Raw genomic sequence first — 17,838 nt, 5'->3', positions numbered from 1 at the left:
CGCCGACGGCACCGGCACCGACCCCGCCGAAGGCTCCGCCACCCCCGTCCCCATCCTCATGTACCACGCGGTCGACCCCGACCCCGCGCCCGCGACCCTGGGGCTCTCCGTGACCCCCGAGGCCTTCGCCGCGCAGATGGGCGTGGTCGCCGAGCGGGGGTTCACCCCGCTTACCACCGCCGCGCTCGCCGCCGCCTGGCGGACCGGCGGCCCGCTGCCCGCCCGGCCGCTGCTCGTCACCTTCGACGACGGCTACGAGGGCGTCCACCGGTACGCCCTGCCGGTGCTCGCCCAGCACTCCTTCCCCAGCACCGTCTTCGTCTCGACCGGCTGGCTGCGCGGTCGGCACGAGACGGGCGGCGCCCTCGACACCATGCTCGACTGGGCGCAGGTGCGCGAACTCGCCGACGCGGGAACGGAGATCGGCGGCCACAGCCACACCCACCCCCAGCTGGACCAGCTCGACGCACGCGCGCTCCGCTTCGAGACGCTGCGCTGCCGGGAGATCGTCGGCGAGGAGCTCGGGACGGCGCCGGCCTCCTTCGCGTACCCCTACGGCTACTCCAGCCGCCGGGTCCGCCGTACGGTCCGGGAGGCCGGCTTCACCCAGGCCCTCGCCGTCGGCAACGCGCTGGCCAGGCGCCGCCAGGGGCCGTACGCCCTGGAGCGGGTCACGGTGCGCCGGTCCACCGGCGTCGAGGAGTTCACCCGGCTCGTGGAGGGGCGGGCGATCGCCCGGACCTTCGCCGCGGACCGGGCCCTCACGAAGGGGTACGCGCTCGCGCGGCGCGCCCGGGGCGCCGCGCGGGGTCACTGGATCTGAGCCCCAGGTCCGGCTCCGGGAGGCGGACGTCCGGGGAATCGTCCCGTTCAAAACCCGGTGCACGGAATGCCCGGTTGCCCGATCATGGGGCGCATGGCTGACACCCCACCGGTACCGTCCGAGCCGCAGCGGTCGCTGCCGATCCGGCTCACCCTCGACGACAGCGACTCGCCCGCGGACGTCGTCGACGCGCTGTTCCTCGGCCGCTTCGCGACCGGGGAGCAGCCCCACTCGCACAGCACCACCGTGGACCGGGTCCGGCCCGAGGCGACCCTCCTGCCCGCCGGCGCTACCGTGCTGCGCGCCGCGAAGGACGACGACCGCAGTGCCGTGCTCGCCGAGGGCGAGGGGTGGACGCTGCTGGTCTCCCGCTGGAACCGGGGCGCCGACGTCACCGTGACGGCCGCCGACCCCGAGCTCGCCGAGCGGATCCTGAAGGAGGCCACCGACGGGGCCAAGGACGAGCCGGAGCCCCAGCCGGAGAACGTGACGATGGGATTCTGGTACGTGTCCCCGCGGCGCGGCCCGCACCGGACGACCCGGCAGATCAGCGCCGGGACCTGGGACGAGGTCCGGCCCAACTACTCGGCGCCGGTGGCGGAGTCGATGGACCGGCTGATGCGGGTGACGCCCGAATCGATCTCCGGTCGTCTCCTGCTGCTGCACGGACCGCCCGGCACGGGCAAGACGTCCGCGCTGCGCACCCTGGCGCGGTCCTGGCGCGACTGGTGCCAGGTGGACTGCGTCCTCGATCCGGAGCGGCTGTTCAACGACGTCGGCTATTTGATGGACATCGCCATCGGGGAGGACGAGGGGACGGCGAAGGGACGCTGGCGGCTGCTGCTCCTGGAGGACTGCGACGAGCTCATCCGGGGCGAGGCGAAGCACACGGCGGGCCAGGCCCTGTCCCGGCTGCTGAACCTGACGGACGGTCTGCTCGGACAGGGGCGCAACGTCCTCGTCGGCGTCACCACGAACGAGGACCTGGAGCGGCTCCATCCGGCGGTGGTCCGGCCGGGCCGCTGCCTGGCCAGGATCGAGGTGGGCCCGCTGACCCGGGCCGAGTCCGTGGACTGGCTCGGGCGCGCGGACGACGTGCCGCGCGAGGGCGCGACGCTGGCCGAGCTGTTCGCCCTGCGCCGCGGCACGGCCCCGGCGGACCTCCCGGAACCCCGCACGGCGGGCGCCGGCCTGTACCTGTAGGACGGCCGCGGGGCCCGCGGGACCGCCGGCCCCGCGGGTCCCCCGGCCCGGTGGATCAGCTGTCGTAGGCCGCGCGCAGGGCCTCGTTCATGGCGGCCTCCGCCGCCTCGCGGCTGAGGCCGAGGCGGCGGGCCTCCTCGGCGTACTGCGCGGCGGCGGTGGCGGCCCGGCGGGTGGCGGCGTCCCCGGCGGCGGCGACGAAGGTGCCGTGCCGGCCGCGGGTCTCGATCACCCCGTCCGCCTCCAGCGCCTTGTACGCCTTGGCGACCGTGTTCGCGGCGAGGCCCAGCTGCTCCGCGAGTCCTCGTACCGTCGGCAGCTTGTATCCGACCGGCAGCCTGCCGGACCGGGCCCGCTCCGAGATCTGGGCCCTCAGTTGTTCGTACGGAGCGGTGGTGGATTCGTGGTCCACGGCGATGGTGAGTGTCACCCCGCCGATTCTGCCCCCACCCCTCGGGAAAATGGGAGGCGGCGGCACACCCCCGGCCCGTAGCGTGCGCCCACATGACTGTGATCGTCCGTGATGTACGGGCCGAGGACGCCGAGGGCTTCGCCCGCGTCCGGCGTGCCGCGCTCCCCTTCATGCTCGCGACCGGCGAGCAGTTCCGCTTCGACTGGGCGCACGCCCACCCCGACGGCCACGAGCGTCCCCTGGTGGCGGTGGCCGAGGACGGCGGGATCATCGGTACCGCGCAGGTGCGGATCGCCCATGACGCCCCGGAACCCGGCATCGGCTCCGTCAACGTGTACATGGATCCCGCGCACGGGGGGCGGGGCGGCGGGTCGCTCCTGCTGCGCGCCGCCGAGGAACACCTCGCCGAACACGGTGCGCGAACCCTGTACAGCTGGGTCCTGGACGCGCCGGAGAACCTGGCCTGGGCCGGGCGGCGCGGGTACTCCCCCAGCCGGTCCGCCTACTTCCTCCGGCTCGACCTCACCACCGCCGAACTGCCGCCGCTCCGGACCCCGCCGGCCGGTGTCGAGCTGCTGACCGCGGAGGACTTCGCGGCGGACCCGCGGCCGCTCTTCGAGCTGGACGCGCTGACGACGGCCGACGAGCCGGGTGACGTGGGCACGGAACTCGACGACTACGCGCACTGGCGGGCGACCACCTGGGAGCACCCGCTGTTCGACCGGGCGTTGACGGCGGTCGCGGTGGTGGACGGGGTGCCGGCGGCGTTCAGCGCGGCGCAGACCGACGGTCTGGGCCGCTACAACTCCGGGATGACGGGCACCGCGCCGGCGTACCGGGGGCGCGGGCTGGCCAAGCTGGCCAAGAACACGTCGCTGCACCGGGCCCGGGCGGCGGGCCGCACGGAGGCCTTCACCGGGAACGACACCGGGAACGCGCCGATGCTGGCGATCAACGAGTGGTTCGGCTACCAGGTCTGCGCGCGGGAGGTACGGCATGTCCGGACGCTCGGTTGAGGTCACCCTGACGAAGGCGGGCCGGACGAAGATCCGCTACCCGGCGGAGGTGCTCGCGGAGGACGCGGTCCGGCTCTCGGTGCGTGCGCCGTGGGCGGCGGAGGGGGTACGGGACTTCGGCTTCGTCCGGTTCGAGCCGGGTGACGTGCTCGTGGAGCACTTCTGGCGCGACCGCTGGTTCACGGTCAAGGAGGTGTGGTCCGCCGACGGCGCTCTCAAGGGCTGGTACTGCGACATCACCCGGCCGGCCGTGATCGACGGCTCCGGGGTGGTCGTCGAGGACCTGGACCTGGACCTGTGGGTGTCGGCGGACGGCAGCGAGGTGCTGCGGCTCGACGAGGACGAGTTCGCGGCGAGCGGCCTCGCCGCCTCCGATCCGGAGGCGGCGGCGTGCGCCGTGGTGGCCCTCGACGAGCTGGCGGTGCTGGGCCGCGAGGGGCTGATCGAGCTGCTGCGGTAGGGGCCGCGGGCCCGGTCCCGCGCGGTCCGGCCGCCGACCGCGCCGCCGGGCGGTCCCGTACTGCCCGGCGGTCGCGCACTGCCCGGCGTCCCGCCATGCCGGGCGGTCCCGTGCGGCCCGGCGTCCCGCGCGGCCCCGGGCCGCCGACCGTGTCAGCGGAGTACGACGGAGGCGTCCTCCGTGGCGAGGTAGCCGGGCTCCGGGAGGCCCGCCTCGCCGGTCGTCAGCTGCATCAGGGCGGCGCGGACCGTGGCCGCGCCCGGCCGGTACGCGGGGTCCTTCACGACGGCGGTGTTGACCCACTCGTGGAGGTGCCCGTCGCAGACGGCGCGGGTGCCGCCGATGCCGGCGGTGCGGTCCCCCTGGACGAGGGTGGAGCCGACGAAGACGGGTCCCGCGCTGTCGTCGAGGCAGCGGTACATGCCGGAGAGCGTCACCGTGCTGTCCTCGCCGACGGTCCCGTAGCCGTAGACGGAGAGGTCGTCGAGGGTGCGGCTGTCCCCGGTCGGGGCGGGCCTCCCGGGGAGGCCGCCGGCGGCCTCCGCGTGGGCGAGCGGGGCGACGGCGGCGGAGGCGAGCAGAACGCCTGCGGCGAGGACGAGTCGGACGCGCATGAGCGGGGTCCCTTCGGGGTGGGGGGATGGTGCTGCCCGCCAGGGATACCGGATCCGGTCGCCGACTCTTCGAACTCACCCGATCGGGGGCGAGTTGAGCACCTTTCGGTAGTGAATACCGTCGTACCGCCCGTCCACGCGCCGCTCGACGACCTCGTACCCGTACCGCCCGGTCATGCCGCCACGTCACGGCGCCGGGCGATCACCTTCCTCAGCAGCGGCCAGCCGAGCAGGAGGACGACGACCGCGTACACGGTGATCGAGAACGGGGTGTTCACCAGACCGGACACCGAGCCGTCGCTGATCTGCAGGGCGCGGCGCAGTTGCTGCTCGGCGGCCGGGCCGAGGATGACCCCGATGACGGCCGGCAGGACCGGCAGGCCGTACCGCCGCATCCCCAGTCCGATCAGGCCGACGACCAGCAGGATCACCAGGTCGAGCGCCTCGCCGCCCACCGCGTACGCGCCGACGGCGGCGAAGAAGAGGATGCCCGCGTAGAGGTACGGGCGCGGGATGCGCAGCAGCTTCGCCCAGACCGGGGCGAGCGGCAGGTTGAGCGCGAGCAGCAGCACCATGCCGACGAACAGCGAGGCGATGAGCCCCCACACCAGCTCGGGTTCCCGCTCGAAGAGCAGCGGGCCGGGCTGGATGCCGTACTGCTGGAACGCCGCGAGCATCACGGCGGCGACGGCCGTCGTCGGCAGCCCGAGGGTCAGCATCGAGGCGAGGGTCCCGGCGGCCGATGCGGAGGCCGCCGACTCCGGTCCCGCCACGCCCTCGATGGCTCCCCTGCCGAACTCCTCGCGGTGCTTCGAGAGGCGTTTCTCCGTGACGTACGAGAGGAAGGTGGGGATCTCCGCGCCGCCGGCCGGGATCGCCCCGAACGGGAAGCCGATGAAGGGGCCGCGCAGCCAGGACTTCCAGGTGCGCTTCACGTCGTGCCGGCCGAGCCAGGGGCGGCCGACCGGGATGGCCTCGCCCGCCGTGCGGCGCAGGTGCGCCGCGACCCAGAGGGCCTCGCCGATGGCGAAGAGCCCGACCGCGACGATGACGACGTCGACGCCGTCGGCGAGCTGGAGGGAGCCGAAGGTGAGCCGCTGCTGTCCGGTCATCTGGTCGAGGCCGACCAGACCGATCGTGAGGCCGATGAGCAGGGAGGCGAGGCCGCGGACGCGGGAGGAGCCGAGGACGGAGGTCACCGCGATGAACGCGAGGACCATCAGGGCGAGGTAGTCGGGGGCGCCGATGCCGACGGCGAGCGCGGCGACGGTCGGGGCGAGGACGACGAGCAGGATCGTGCCGATCATGCCGCCGGCGAAGTGGCCGATCGCCGCGGCGGCGAGTGCCTGCGCGCCCCGGCCCGCCCTGGCCATCGGATGGCCCTCCATCGCGGCGACGACGGCCGCGCTCTCGCCGGGGGTGTTGAGGAGGATCGAGGTCGTGGAGCCGCCGAACATGGCCCCGTAGTAGATCCCGGCGAACATGATGAACGCGCCGGTCGGTTCGAGGCCGTAGGTCACCGGGAGGAGCAGGGCCACGGCCATGGCGGGGCCGATACCGGGCAGGACGCCGATGGCGGTGCCGAGGAGCACGCCGAGGGCGGCCCACAGCAGGTTCATCGGGGTGAGGGCGGTGCCGAAGCCGTCGGCGAGGGAGGTCAGGGAGTCCATCGGGTCAGATCACTCCCATCAGCGGACCGCCGGGCAGCGGGACGCCGAGCAGCTTGTCGAAGACGACGTACGTCAGGAACGAGAGGGCGGCCGCGATCAGCGGGGCGCGGTGGAGGTGGCGGCTGCCGAGGGCGTAGGCCGCGCCCCAGAAGAGGAGTGCTCCGGCGACCGGGAAGCCGAGGGGGCCGATCAGGACGGCGAAGGCGAGGAAGACCCCGACGAGGAGCAGGACCGTGCGCCAGTCGGCGGGCTCGGTCAGGTCGACGTCCTCGCCGGCCTCGGCCTCGCCGCGGCCGCCGCGCAGGACGTCGACGGAGAGGAGGACGGCGACGACGAGCAGTCCGCAGCCGACGACGAGGGGGACGGTGGCGGGGCCGACGGGGCCGCGGCCCGCGAGGTCGGCCTCCAGGGTGAGGGCGTCGGTGAGGACGAGCACGCCGAGGACGAACAGCAGGATCCCGACGCCGAGTTCGGAGTGCCCGCGCAGTCGGTTCTTCAGGGTGGTCACAGGCCCAGCTCCTTCAGTACGGAGCCGACGCGGCGGTCCTCCTCGGCGAGGAAGGCGCCGAACTCCTCGCCGGGCAGGAAGGCGTCGTCCCAGCCGTGGGTCTTCAGCGACTCGCGCCACTGCGGGGAGGCGTGCAGCTCGGTCACCAGGGCGACGAGCTTCTCGCGCTCGGCGTCGGAGAGGCCGGGCGGGGCGACGATGCCGCGCCAGTTGGTGAACTCGGCATCGAGACCGGCCTCGCGGAGCGTGGGGGCGTCGAGACCGGGGACGCGCTTCGGTCCGGTGACGGCGAGGAGCCGCAGCTCGCCCGCTCTGATCTGGTCGAGGTACTCGCCGACGCCGGAGACGCCGAAGGCGACCTTGTCGCCGAGGATGGAGGCGAGGAGTTCGCCGCCGCCGTCGAACGGCACGTAGTTGACGTCCTTGGGGGCGATGCCGGCGGCCTGGGCCATCAGCATCGGGGCGAGGTGGTCGGGGCCGCCGGGCGAGGAGCCGCCGCCGACGGGCAGCTTGCCGGGGTTCGCCTTCCAGGCGGTGAGCAGCTCGTCGATCGTCCGGTACGGGGAGTCCTTGCCGACCACGACGATGTCCTGCTCCTCGGTGAGCCGGGCGATCGGGGTGGTGTCGGCGAGGGTGCGGGGGGTCTCGTTGGTGTGGACGGCGCCGACGACGCCGAGGCCCATGGACATGGCGAGGCGGCCGTTGCCGCGTTCGCCGACGAGCCGGGTGAGGCCGACGGTGCCGCCCGCGCCGGGCAGGTTGAAGACCTCGATGTCACCGGTGAGGTCGGCCTCCTCGGCGTTCTTGGCGGCGGTGCGAGCGGTGATGTCGTAGCCGCCGCCGGGGGTGTTGGGGACCATGAGGCGCAGGCCGGGTATCCGGGTGCCGGTGTCGGAGCCACTGCCGGGACTGAGCAGCGGCGGGCCCACCAGCACCAGGAGCGCGGCCCCGAGGAGGGCGAAGGGGGTGCGCAACCGCACGTGTGCCGCCTCTCAGCTGTAGGGGAAGGGGGATGTGAGGTGGCCCACATGCTGCCCGCGCGCCCGCAAGCTGTCTCTCTTCCGCAATCAACGGACGTTGTGGTCGTTGTGGTCGGGGTGGCCAGGCCTTAGCGTCGGGCGTCGTGACGAACGTGCTGGTGGTGGACGACGACTTCATGGTCGCCAAGCTGCACTGCCGCTATGTGTCGGCGGTGGCGGGCTTCACGGTGTCCGGGGTGGCGCACAGCGGCGCCGAGGCGCTGCGGGCGGCCGAGCGGCTGAGGCCGGACCTGGTGCTGCTCGACGTGTTCCTGCCGGACATGGACGGCATCCGGGTCCTGCGCGAGCTGCGCGCGGCGGGCCTGGGCACGGACGCGCTGTTCATCACGGCGGCGCGGGACGTGGGCACGATCCGGGAGGCGCTGCGGGCGGGGGCGCTGCACTATCTGATCAAGCCGTTCAGTCAGGCGGCCCTGCACGAGCAGCTCCGCCACGTGGCCGCGCTCCGCAGCCGCCTCGACGCGCTCGACGAGGCCCGTCAGGAGGACGTCGACCAGATCTTCGGCACCCGCCCGCGCGGCTCCCGCGAACTCCCGAAGGGCCTGGCCGCCCCCACGGCCGATCTGGTGGACTCCGTCCTCCGCGCCCACCCGGAGGGCCTGTCGGCCACGGAGTGCGCGGAAGCCGGCTCCCTGTCCCGCGTGAGCGCCCGCCGCTACCTGGAGTACTTCGCGGAGACGGGCCGAGCGGAGGTCACGCTGCGGTACGGGGGGACGGGACGGCCGGAACGGCGGTATCGGCGACTGGGGTGAGGCGGCCGGCGGGGACTTTCTCAGCCGCTGCTTAGTGGTTCCTTAAAGCGGTCCTAAGGATCGTCGTCTGCGGGGCTTCAACAGGGATTTCGTGTATTCGGGGGGCTAGCTTTCTCGGCGTCCCCCCACCTCGTCCTCGTGAAGGAGCTGTCCCCCCATGACCTCTCGTCGCACTGCATCCGCCGTCGCCGCCACCACGGTGCTGGCCCTGTCCGGGGTCGGGATCGGGGCCGGGGTCGCCGGCGCGCACGGGTCGATGACCGATCCGGTGAGCCGGGTGTCGGCCTGTTACGCGGAGGGGCCCGAGTCGCCGAAGTCGGCGGCCTGCAAGGCGGCCGTGGCGGCGAGTGGGACGCAGGCGTTCTACGACTGGAACGCGGTGAACATCGCCAACGCCGCCGGGAAGCACCGTGAGCTGATCCCGGACGGCAAGCTGTGCAGCGCCGGGAACGACAAGTACCGGGGGCTCGACCTCGCGCGGGCCGACTGGCCGGCCAGCAACCTGGGTTCGGGTGCGCACACCTTCCGATACAAGGGGACCGCGCCGCACCGGGGTTCGTTCGAGCTGTACGTGACGAAGGACGGGTACGACCCGTCGAAGCCGCTGAAGTGGTCGGACCTGGAGGACAAGCCGTTCGCCACGGTCACCGACCCGCGGATGGAGAGCGGCGACTACGTCTTCCAGGGCACCGTCCCGAAGAAGTCGGGCCGCCACCTGATCTACTCGATCTGGCAGCGCTCCGACTCCCCCGAGGCGTTCTACACCTGCTCGGACGTGGTGTTCGGGAAGGACAGCGGCGGCGGTACGGCCCCGGCGCCGACCGCCTCCGCGCCGAGCGACGAGCAGATCGAGGACGGTCAGGACGAGTCCTCGGTGGAGCACGGCGGGCACGGGGACGGCGACGCCGCCACGGGCGCGGAGGCGAACGCGCCCGCCCCGGGTCACGAGACGGGCAACGGGACGGGGCACGGGACGGGCCACGCCACGCAGCCCGCCCCGTCCGCCGAGACCTCCTCCGCCGCGCCCAACGCGCCCGTTCCCGCCGCCGGTTCGGGGTCCGGTTCCGGTGAGGTGCTCGCCGAGACCGGTGGCGACTCCACCACCCCGTACCTCGCGGTCGGTGGCGCCGCCGTGCTCGCGATCGGCGCGGCCGTGCTCTTCGGGGCGACGCGCCGGCGCCGTACCCAGGGCTAGACCGCCTAGCCGACCGCCGAGAGGCAGGTGGTCGGGGTCGCGCGGGCCGGGTCGAGGGCGTTCGCGACCTCGTGGAAGGTGACCCGGTCCACCGTGCCGATCGCCACGTGCTCGGACAGGTCGAGCGCGCACTTGTCCTGGATCAGGACGTTGGTGACGTTCGGGCCGCTCAGGAACTGCGAGCGGTACGGGGTGACCACCTGGTCGTACTGGGTGGCGATGACGTGGTAGCGGACGCCGGGCACGGTGTCGCCGCCCTCGTTGAGCTTGGTGATGAAGGGCGAGCCGGCGATCTGGTCGGCGAGCCCGGGGGTGTTGGCCTTGATCAGGCCCTCGGCCCCGGGGAAGTACGGCAGGAGCCTGGTGAGGCCGAGCAGGGTGGTGCCGTGGTTGTCGGGGGCGATCCCGACCAGGGCGTTCACCTTCTCGGCCCCGCCGAGGAACTTGAGGTACCAGCGCGGCATCATGCCGCCCTGGGAGTGCCCGACGATGTCGACCTCGGGGGCGCCGGTGGCGGCGAGGACCCGGTCGACATAGATGTCGAGCTGCCCGGCGGAGGCCTCGATGGGGCCGAGGCCGTGGAAGAACGGGACGTTCGGCAGCTGGCCGTAGTCGAGCGAGAAGACGCAGTATCCGCGGTTGACCAGGTACGGCGCCAGGACGAGCCAGTTGTCGATGGAGTTGCCGAGGGTCCCGTGGACCAGGACGACGGGCCGCGGGTGGGCGGCGGAGGGCTTGCAGGAGTAGTCGTTCCAGCCCCGGCTGGTGGTGACGGTGGTGGCGGTCTCGGCCCGGGCCGAGGCGGCGGTGGTCGGTGCGAGGACGGCGACGACGGCCAGCAGCAGGACGGACAGCGCTCTGACGGCGTGTTTCCAGGGCAGCATCGGGCGATCTCCTTGCGGCTCAAGGGGATGGTGGGGGTGCTACGCCCTGCGGTCCGGACCACAAGTGGGGATGCGCGGTGGGGATGCGCGATGGGGATGCGCTTCAGCCAAAGCTACGCACGGGTAGCCGTGGCTGGGAAGTTACGCGTCGGTAAAAACTGATGTGTCGTCACCGGGGGTCTGGCAAAGGGCCGTCGGGTCGACGGAAGGACCGTGTTGACAGGAGGGCCGTCACGGCAGAAGCGCCGTCAGGCCGCCAGTGATCCCGGCAGGACCGCCCGGGGGCCGAACTTCGCCCGTGCCCGGTCCGCCACCGCCTCGATCCGCCGGGCCTTCTCGTCCGACGGGTCGAGGGACAGCTGGTGCGCCGTCCCCTCCGCGCCCGCGAGGCCCTCGGCGCGCAGGGCGACGCCCCGCACCCGGGCCCGCTGGAGTCCGAGGGAGTCGTGGACCGCGTACGCGAGGGCGGTGAGCGCGGCCGAGTGGGCGGTGGGTTCGGGCAGGGCGCGGCTCCGGGTGGTCGTGGTCCGGTCCGCGTACCGCACGGTGACGGCGAGGGAGCGGCACACCTGCCCCTCCGTGCGCAGCCGGGCGCCCAGTTCCTCGGCGAGCGAGAGCAGGGCCCGGCGCTGCCGGGTGCGGTCGGTCTCGTCGTGCGGGAAGGAGCGCTCGGCCGCGACCGACCGGGAGGCCGCGTGCGGGACGACGGGGGTGCGGTCGACGCCCCGGGCCCGCTCCCACAGCTCGCGGCCGGTCTTCGCTCCGACGAGCCGCTGGAGCACGGCGAGGGGCGCGTCCGCGACGCGTCCGACGGAGTCGAGTCCGTAACCGCAGAGGGTGCGGGCGGTGGCGCGGCCGACGCCGTCGAGTGCGACGACCGGCCGGTCGCGCAGGAAGGCCGCGGGGTCGTCGACGACCAGGGTGGCGCCGGGCCGGGCCTGGCTCGCGGCCATCCGGGCCAGCATCGGGTTGGCCCCGGCGCCGATGACGCAGTCGACGCCGTGGAGGGCGAGCGCCCTGACCCGGATCACCGAGGCGAGTTCGGCCGGGCCCCGGTCGAAGTAGCGCAGGGCGCCCCGCACGTCGGCGAGCGCCTCGTAGGGCGGGGCCGCCTCGACGACGGGGGTGAACTCGGCGAGCAGGTCGATCAGCGGGGGGAGCAGGGTCTCGGCCCCGCCCTGCGCGAGGGCGGGCGTGTCGAGCCGGAACCGTACGCAGAGGATCACGGCGCCGCCCTCCGCTCCTCGCCCCGTCGACTGTCCCTGTTTGCCCATGAACGTCCCTTCCTGTTCTTCCACACTAGAGCATGTTCGAATGTTTGTGCGAGTCCATGTGCGAGAGCCACAGATGTCAACCAGGGTTGACGGCCGTCGACTGTCAACGTAGGTTGACGTCATGACCGATGCGACCGATCTCGCCGCACGGGCGGGCGACCGCGACCCACGGGTCGGGCTACGGGCCGTCTCCGCCCTCCGGCGACTCCTCGAACAGCTGGAAGCCGTCCAGGTACGCGGCGCGCGCAACCAGGGATGGTCGTGGCAGGAGATCGCGACCGAACTGGGTGTCAGCCGGCAGGCCGTCCACAAGAAGTACGGGAGGCAGTGATGTTCGAACGGTTCACGAAGGCCGCGCGCACCGTGGTGAAGGGCGCGGTCGAGCACGCGGAGCGGGGCGGCGCGACGGTCGTCACCCCGGAGCACCTGCTCCTCGCCCTCCTCGACGGGGAGGGCACGCGGGCGACGGACGCCCTGCGCGCCCTGTGCCCGCCGGACCGCCGCCCCGCCCTGACGGCCGCCCTGGCCGACGCGCGGCGCCGTGCGGGGCTCTCCCGCGCGGACCAGGAGGCCCTGGCGGACCTCGGGATCGACGTCGGCGCGATCGTGGCGCGGGTGGAGGAGACCCACGGCGCGGGCGCGCTGGCCGGCGACCGCGGGGACTCCGGACGGCGGTCGGGCCGCCGCTCCTTCTCGCGGGAGGCCAAGACCGTCCTGGAGAAGTCCCTCCGGGTGGCGCTGGCCCGCAAGGACCGGGAGATCGGCGACGAGCACATCCTGCTCGCGCTCACCACGACCGGCGGGGTCGTCGCGGAGGTCCTCGCCGACCACGGGGTGACGTACGCCTCCGTCGACACCGCGGTCTCCGGGGCGGCGACCGCCTGAGTCGAGACGGCAGGCGCCCGAGCCGGGGCGGCGACCGCCCGAGCATGGGCGGCGACCGCCCGAGCCGCAACGGGGTCGCCCCGCGGGGCGGCCCGGGCCGCTCATCCCGCCGAACCCGGGCTGTTGTGCCACAGCTTCCGCCTGCTCGGGGTCCCCTCGCCCGCGGGCTTGAGATCGGCCCAGGGGTTCATCTCGTACCCCGTGGACATCGTGATGCGCCGCCCCGAGTCGCCGCGCCCGCCGGCGGGCGCGGCCGCCGCGTCCCCGGCGGCCGGGTCCGCAGGGTCCACCGAGGCCGCCGGGTCCGCCGGGGCGGGTTCGGCGAGCCGTTCGCCCACCGCGTCCAGGCCACCGGACGCGCGGAGTTCGGCGAGTTCGGCGAGGTTCCAGGCCGCGGCGCCGACCACGCTGACGCTGCGCGGACCGCGCCGCTGCACCACGCCCCGGACCAGCAGCAGCCAGGAGTGGAAGACGGTGTGGGCGCAGCGCTCGTGGGCGTCGTCGAAGAAGGCGAGGTCGACCAGGCCGGTGCCGTCGTCGAGGGTGGTGAAGATGACGCGCTTGCCGGAGCGGATCGGCGGGGTCTGGGTGGCGGCCTTGGCGCCCGCGACGAGGACGGTCCTGCCGTGCGGGGTCTCGCGGAGGCGCTGGGCGGAGACGACGCCGAGTTCCCGGAGGAAGGCGTGGTGGTCGCCCATGAGGTGCCGGGAGGCGTCCATGCCGAGGATGCCCAGCTCGGCGCTGAGGCGTTCCGTCTCGTCGAGGTCGGGCAGGCCCACGGGGGCGGTCTTCCCGCCCTGGGCGAGCGGGAGTTGGCCGCCGTGCGAGGCGGCTCCCCGCTGGATGCGCCGGAGTTCGGTGAGGTGCAGGAGGAGGTCGCGGCGGTTGGCACCGAAGGCGTCCAACGCGCCGACCTGGGCGAGGCGTTCGGCGACGGGGGTGCGGGGGCGGGCGCGTTCCCAGAAGTCGAGGAGGGAGGCGTACGGCTGCCCGGCCTCGATGCGCGCGCCCTCGGCCTCGCTGATGCCGTGGACGTCGGTGAGGCCCAGCCGGAGCCCCCACCGCACCGCTGATTCAGACACCAGTTCGATACGGTGGGCGACCGCCGACCGGTTCACGTCCAGCGGCAGCACCGGCACCCCCCGCCGCCGCGCGTCCGCGAGCAGCAGCCGCTTGGGGTACATGCCGGGATCGTGGGTGAGCAGCCCGGCGTAGAAGGCGGCCGGGTGGTGCGCCTTGAGCCAGGCGGACTGGTACGTCGGCACGGCGAAGGCCACCGCGTGCGCCTTGCAGAAGCCGTACGAGCCGAAGGCGGCCACGATCTCCCAGGTGCGGGCGACGACCTCGTCCTCGTATCCGCGCTCCGAGGCCCGCCGGGTGAACCAGAGCCTGATCCGGCCCTGCGACTCGGGGTCGGAGAGTCCGCGCCGCACCTGGTCGGCCTCGTCCCGCCGGCAGCCCGTCATGATCCGTACGATCTCGATGATCTGCTCGTGGAAGACGACCACGCCATACGTCTCGCGCAGGGTCTCCTCCAGGTCGGGGTGCGGGTAGCGGACGGGCGCGCGGCCGTGCCGGGCCTCGATGAAGGGGCGGACCATGTCGGCGGCGACCGGGCCCGGCCGGAAGAGCGAGATGTCGACGACGAGGTCGTGGAACGAGGCGGGCTGGAGCCGGCCGACCAGGTCGCGCTGGCCCGGCGACTCGATCTGGAAGCAGCCGAGGGTCTCGGTGGAGCGGATGAGCCGGTACGTCTCGGGGTCCCCCTCCGGAATCGCGTCGATGTCCGGGCGGGTCCCGGTGGCCCGCTCGACCTCGGTGACGGCGTGGGCCATCGCGGACTGCATCCGCACCCCGAGGACGTCGAGTTTGAGCAGCCCGAGGTCCTCCACGTCCTCCTTGTCGAACTGGGACATGGGGAAGCCCTCGCCGCTGGTGGGCACCACCGGGGTGCGGGCGAGCAGCGAGGCGTCCGAGAGCAGGACCCCGCAGGGGTGCATGGCGGTCCCGCGCGGCAGGGCGTCGAGGGCCTCGACGAGCTCCCAGAGTTTGCCGTACTTCTCCCGCTCCCCCGCGAGTTCCCGCAGTTCGGGCAGCTCGTCGAGGGCGGCGAGGGCGTCCCGGGCGCGGATGTGCGGGAAGGCCTTGGCGATCCGGTCGGTCTCGGCCGGGTCCAGGGAGAGGGCCGCGCCCACGTCCCGTACGGCGTGCCGGACCCGGTAGGTCTCGGGCATGGAGACGGTGGCGACGCGTGCGGTGCCGAAGCGGTCGATGATCGCCCGGTAGACCTCCAGACGGCGGGCGGACTCCACGTCGACGTCGATGTCGGGCAGGACGGTGCGGCGCTTGGAGAGGAAGCGCTCCATCAGCAGGCCGTGCTCGACCGGGTCGGCGTGGGCGATGCCGAGGAGGTGGTTGACGAGGGAGCCGGCGCCGGAGCCGCGGGCCGCGACCCGGATGCCCATCCTCCGTACGTCGTCGACGACCTGAGCGACCGTCAGGAAGTAGGGGGCGAAGCGGTGGTGGGCGATGACGTCCAGTTCGCGGTGCATCCGGTCCCAGTAGGCGCCCCGCCTCTCGTACCCCTTGAGGACCATGCCGGCGGCGGCGCGGGAGGCGAGGACGCGCTGCGCGGTACGGTGCTCGGCGCCGACGAGGTGCGGTTCGGGGAAGTGCGCGGAGCCGATGCCGAGGTCGTCCTCGGGATCGACCAGGCAGGCGGCGGCGACCGACGCGGTCCGGTCCAGGAGCCGGTGGGCGGTGTCCCGGCGGAAGCCGGCGGCCTCGACGATCCGCTCGGCGGCGGCCAGCATGCCGTCGGCCCCCTTGAGCCAGGCGGCACCGCTGTCGAGTTCCTTGCGGGGGTCGACGGGGACGAGGCGGCGGGCCGAGTCGAGGACGTCGGCCACCGGACCCTGGCCGGGGTCGGCGTACCGGACGGCGTTGCTGAGGACCGGCCGGACGCCCTGCTCGGCGGCGAAGCCGACGGTACGGGCGGCGAGCCGCAGGGAGCCGGGCCCGGTGCCGGAGCGCCCGTGGTCGACGGCCGCGAGACACAGCGCGTCGCCGTACCGCTCGCGCCAGGGCGCGAGCAGCCGTACCGCCCGGTCGGGGCGGCCGGCGGCGAGGGCGCGTCCGACGTCGGAGTCGGGGCCGAGGAGGACGAAGACCTCCTCCTCGCGCAGGGCGGACCAGGGCAGCAGGGGCCGCTCCCCGCCCCCGGCGTGGGCGGCGGTGATCATCGCGCAGAGCGAGGCCCAGCCGGTGCGGGAACGGGCGAGGAAGAGGGCGCGGGGCGCGGACTCGTCGATGAAGGCGCCGCCGCGGACGGGCACCCGCCGGATCTCCTGCGGGCCGCGGCCGGACATCCGCCCGGCGCCACGCGGGCCACCGCCGGACGATCCTGGTCCGGACGATCCCGGTCCAGACCCCGGTACGGACGGCCCCTGCCCGGATCCGGACGCCACCGGTCCGGACGGTCCCGGTCCAGATCCGGACAGTCCCGCCCCCGCTCCGGGCGCCGTCGCCTCGTACGCGAGGTCCACGCCGAACAGGGGGCGGACCCCCGCCTTCGCGCACGCCTTGGCGAAGCGGATCGCGCCCGCGAGGGTGTCGCGGTCGGTCAGGGCGAGCGCGTCCATGCCGCGCTCGGCAGCCCGCTCGGCGAGCCGCTCGGGGTGGGAGGCCCCGTAGCGGAGGGAGTAGCCCGAGGCGGTGTGCAGATGCGTGAACCCCGGCATGGCGCGCCTCCCGGCTTCCGCATCGAAATCGTACGTACGTTCCCACCCCCTCGCTCCTCACCTTAACTCATATCGAACGCGCGTACGATAAGCGCGCCGGGGCACCCTCCCCTCAGCCATTCAGGTGCACCCCACCTGCGAAAACGCACCCCGCCCCGGAGCGTGGGGGCATGAGCCTCGTCGACGAACTGAAAAGCGCCGTCACCCCCCGAGCCGCCCTCCTGGTCGTCGGCGTCTTCGCCCTCCAGTTGCTGTTCATCACCTCGTACGTCGGAGCACTGCACCACCCCGAGCCGCGGGACGTCCCTTTCGGCGTCGTCGCGCCGCAGCGGGTCTCCACGCAGCTCGTCGCGGAGCTGGACGGGCTCCCCGGCTCCCCGCTCGCCCCCCGCGCGGTCGCCGACGCCGCCACCGCGCGGAACCAGATCCTGAACCGGGACATCGACGGCGCCCTGGTCGTCGACCCCGCCGGCCGCACCGACACCCTGCTCGTGGCCTCCGGCGGCGGCACCGTGCTCTCCTCGACGCTCCAGGCGATGCTCACCCGGGTGGAGGCGAGCCAGGACCGGGCCGTACGGACCGTCGACGTGGCTCCCGCGTCCCCCGAGGACTTCGACGGCCTCTCGGCCTTCTACCTCGTCGTCGGCTGGTGCGTCGGCGGCTACATCTGCGCCGCGATCCTGGCGATCAGCGCGGGCTCCCGGCCCGCCAACCGGGAACGCGCGATCATCCGCCTCGGCGTGCTCGCCGTCTACTCGGTCCTCGGCGGGCTCGGCGGCGCGATCATCGTCGGCCCGATCCTGGGCGCCCTGCCCGGCAGCGTCGCGGCCCTGTGGGGGCTGGGGACGCTGGTCGTCTTCGCCGTCGGAGCCGCCACCCTCGCCCTGCAGTCGGTCTTCGGGATCGTCGGCATCGGCCTGGCGATCCTGCTCATCGTGGTCGCGGGCAATCCCAGCGCGGGAGGCGCCTTCCCGCTGCCGATGCTGCCCCCGTTCTGGAACGCGATCGGCCCCGCCCTGCCTCCGGGCGCGGGCACCTGGGCCGCCCGCTCGATCGCCTACTTCAAGGGCAACGACATGACCGCCTCGATGCTGGTCCTCTCGGCCTGGGCGGTCGTCGGCGTGGTCGTCACCCTGGTGATGTCCTCCCTGAAGCGCAAGCCCGAAGCGGAGCCGATCGCGGCGGAGGTCGGCCCCGCGAGCGGCACGCCGACCCCCTGAGGCGCACAGACCCGACGCGCGCAAACCCGACGCGCACCACCCCGAGGCGCAGAAACCGCTGGCCCGTCCGCCCGACGGCCGCTACGTTCGCGGGGCAGCACCGACCGCCCCCGAACGACAAGGCCCTCCGTGACAGTTGTGC

Annotated in this window: 17 protein-coding genes; 9 read left to right on the top strand and 8 right to left on the bottom strand. The window is 73.8% G+C overall.

The window, feature by feature from the left end:
* Positions 1-58 precede the first annotated feature (58 nt).
* Together EAO70_RS23420 and EAO70_RS23415 are read left to right on the top strand one after the other, a co-directional pair.
* On the top strand, positions 59-823 hold the full coding sequence (locus tag EAO70_RS23420) for a polysaccharide deacetylase family protein (protein WP_148005312.1): 765 nt from the start codon (positions 59-61) through the stop codon (positions 821-823).
* A gap of 84 nt (positions 824-907) precedes the next feature.
* Positions 908-2,026 carry a DUF5925 domain-containing protein gene (locus tag EAO70_RS23415; protein ID WP_148004766.1) on the top strand — a complete coding sequence of 373 codons (1,119 nt, stop codon included), beginning with the start codon at positions 908-910 and terminating at the stop codon, positions 2,024-2,026.
* 55 nt (positions 2,027-2,081) lie between these two features.
* Here EAO70_RS23415 and EAO70_RS23410 read toward each other — a convergent pair whose 3' ends face one another.
* Positions 2,082-2,456 carry a GntR family transcriptional regulator gene (locus EAO70_RS23410; protein WP_055599231.1) on the bottom strand — a complete coding sequence of 125 codons (375 nt, stop codon included), beginning with the start codon at positions 2,454-2,456 and terminating at the stop codon, positions 2,082-2,084.
* A 74-nt stretch (positions 2,457-2,530) separates the two neighbouring features.
* On the opposite strand from EAO70_RS23410, the gene EAO70_RS23405 reads away from it, so the two are divergent.
* Complete coding sequence (locus EAO70_RS23405; protein WP_148004765.1) at positions 2,531-3,454, top strand: GNAT family N-acetyltransferase; 924 nt, start codon at positions 2,531-2,533, stop codon at positions 3,452-3,454.
* A complete protein-coding gene (locus tag EAO70_RS23400) occupies positions 3,435-3,914 on the top strand; it encodes a DUF402 domain-containing protein (protein WP_148004764.1) in 480 nt (159 codons plus the stop codon). The genes EAO70_RS23405 and EAO70_RS23400 overlap by 20 nt, the downstream gene beginning before the upstream one ends.
* A 152-nt stretch (positions 3,915-4,066) precedes the next feature.
* On the opposite strand, the gene EAO70_RS23395 is transcribed toward EAO70_RS23400, so the two are convergent.
* The 4 genes from EAO70_RS23395 to EAO70_RS23375 all read right to left on the bottom strand — a co-directional run bounded on the left by EAO70_RS23395 (position 4,067) and on the right by EAO70_RS23375 (position 7,686).
* Positions 4,067-4,528 (bottom strand): DUF6299 family protein, encoded by a 462-nt coding sequence (locus tag EAO70_RS23395; protein ID WP_148004763.1) that lies wholly within the window; start codon positions 4,526-4,528, stop codon positions 4,067-4,069.
* A 173-nt stretch (positions 4,529-4,701) separates the two neighbouring features.
* Positions 4,702-6,198, bottom strand: a complete 1,497-nt coding sequence (locus EAO70_RS23385) for a tripartite tricarboxylate transporter permease (protein WP_148004762.1) — start codon at positions 6,196-6,198, stop codon at positions 4,702-4,704.
* Positions 6,199-6,202: 4 nt separating this feature from the next.
* Complete coding sequence (locus EAO70_RS23380; RefSeq protein ID WP_148004761.1) at positions 6,203-6,706, bottom strand: tripartite tricarboxylate transporter TctB family protein; 504 nt, start codon at positions 6,704-6,706, stop codon at positions 6,203-6,205.
* Positions 6,703-7,686: a Bug family tripartite tricarboxylate transporter substrate binding protein gene (locus EAO70_RS23375; RefSeq protein WP_148004760.1), complete on the bottom strand. Its 984-nt coding sequence runs from the start codon at positions 7,684-7,686 to the stop codon at positions 6,703-6,705. Before EAO70_RS23375 ends, EAO70_RS23380 begins: the two co-directional genes overlap by 4 nt.
* Positions 7,687-7,829: 143 nt before the next feature.
* Here EAO70_RS23375 and EAO70_RS23370 point away from each other — a divergent pair, with 143 nt between their 5' ends.
* Positions 7,830-8,498, top strand: a complete 669-nt coding sequence (locus EAO70_RS23370) for a response regulator (protein WP_148004759.1) — start codon at positions 7,830-7,832, stop codon at positions 8,496-8,498.
* 157 nt (positions 8,499-8,655) lie between these two features.
* Positions 8,656-9,693 carry a lytic polysaccharide monooxygenase gene (locus tag EAO70_RS23365; protein WP_148004758.1) on the top strand — a complete coding sequence of 346 codons (1,038 nt, stop codon included), beginning with the start codon at positions 8,656-8,658 and terminating at the stop codon, positions 9,691-9,693.
* A 5-nt stretch (positions 9,694-9,698) separates the two neighbouring features.
* Here EAO70_RS23365 and EAO70_RS23360 read toward each other — a convergent pair whose 3' ends face one another.
* Positions 9,699-10,577 (bottom strand): esterase/lipase family protein, encoded by an 879-nt coding sequence (locus EAO70_RS23360; RefSeq protein WP_148004757.1) that lies wholly within the window; start codon positions 10,575-10,577, stop codon positions 9,699-9,701.
* 248 nt (positions 10,578-10,825) lie between these two features.
* Complete coding sequence (locus EAO70_RS23355; RefSeq protein WP_148004756.1) at positions 10,826-11,851, bottom strand: DNA polymerase thumb domain-containing protein; 1,026 nt, start codon at positions 11,849-11,851, stop codon at positions 10,826-10,828.
* A gap of 121 nt (positions 11,852-11,972) precedes the next feature.
* On the opposite strand from EAO70_RS23355, the gene EAO70_RS23350 reads away from it, so the two are divergent.
* Both EAO70_RS23350 and EAO70_RS23345 read left to right on the top strand, forming a co-directional pair.
* Positions 11,973-12,182, top strand: coding sequence for a helix-turn-helix domain-containing protein (locus EAO70_RS23350; RefSeq protein WP_093878538.1), 210 nt, complete (start codon positions 11,973-11,975; stop codon positions 12,180-12,182).
* A complete protein-coding gene (locus EAO70_RS23345) occupies positions 12,182-12,736 on the top strand; it encodes a Clp protease N-terminal domain-containing protein (RefSeq protein WP_148004755.1) in 555 nt (184 codons plus the stop codon). The genes EAO70_RS23350 and EAO70_RS23345 overlap by 1 nt, the downstream gene beginning before the upstream one ends.
* A gap of 101 nt (positions 12,737-12,837) precedes the next feature.
* Here the strand turns inward: EAO70_RS23345 and EAO70_RS23340 are convergent, their stop codons facing one another.
* Positions 12,838-16,476, bottom strand: coding sequence for a DNA polymerase III subunit alpha (locus tag EAO70_RS23340; protein WP_148004754.1), 3,639 nt, complete (start codon positions 16,474-16,476; stop codon positions 12,838-12,840).
* Between the two features lie 170 nt (positions 16,477-16,646).
* On the opposite strand from EAO70_RS23340, the gene EAO70_RS23335 reads away from it, so the two are divergent.
* On the top strand, positions 16,647-17,696 hold the full coding sequence (locus EAO70_RS23335) for a DUF3533 domain-containing protein (protein ID WP_148004753.1): 1,050 nt from the start codon (positions 16,647-16,649) through the stop codon (positions 17,694-17,696).
* Positions 17,697-17,838: the final 142 nt, after the last annotated feature.

The organism is Streptomyces sp. adm13(2018), from assembly GCF_008042145.1.
GTDB lineage: Bacteria > Actinomycetota > Actinomycetes > Streptomycetales > Streptomycetaceae > Streptomyces.
This window is presented reverse-complemented; position numbering and strand designations above follow the sequence as displayed.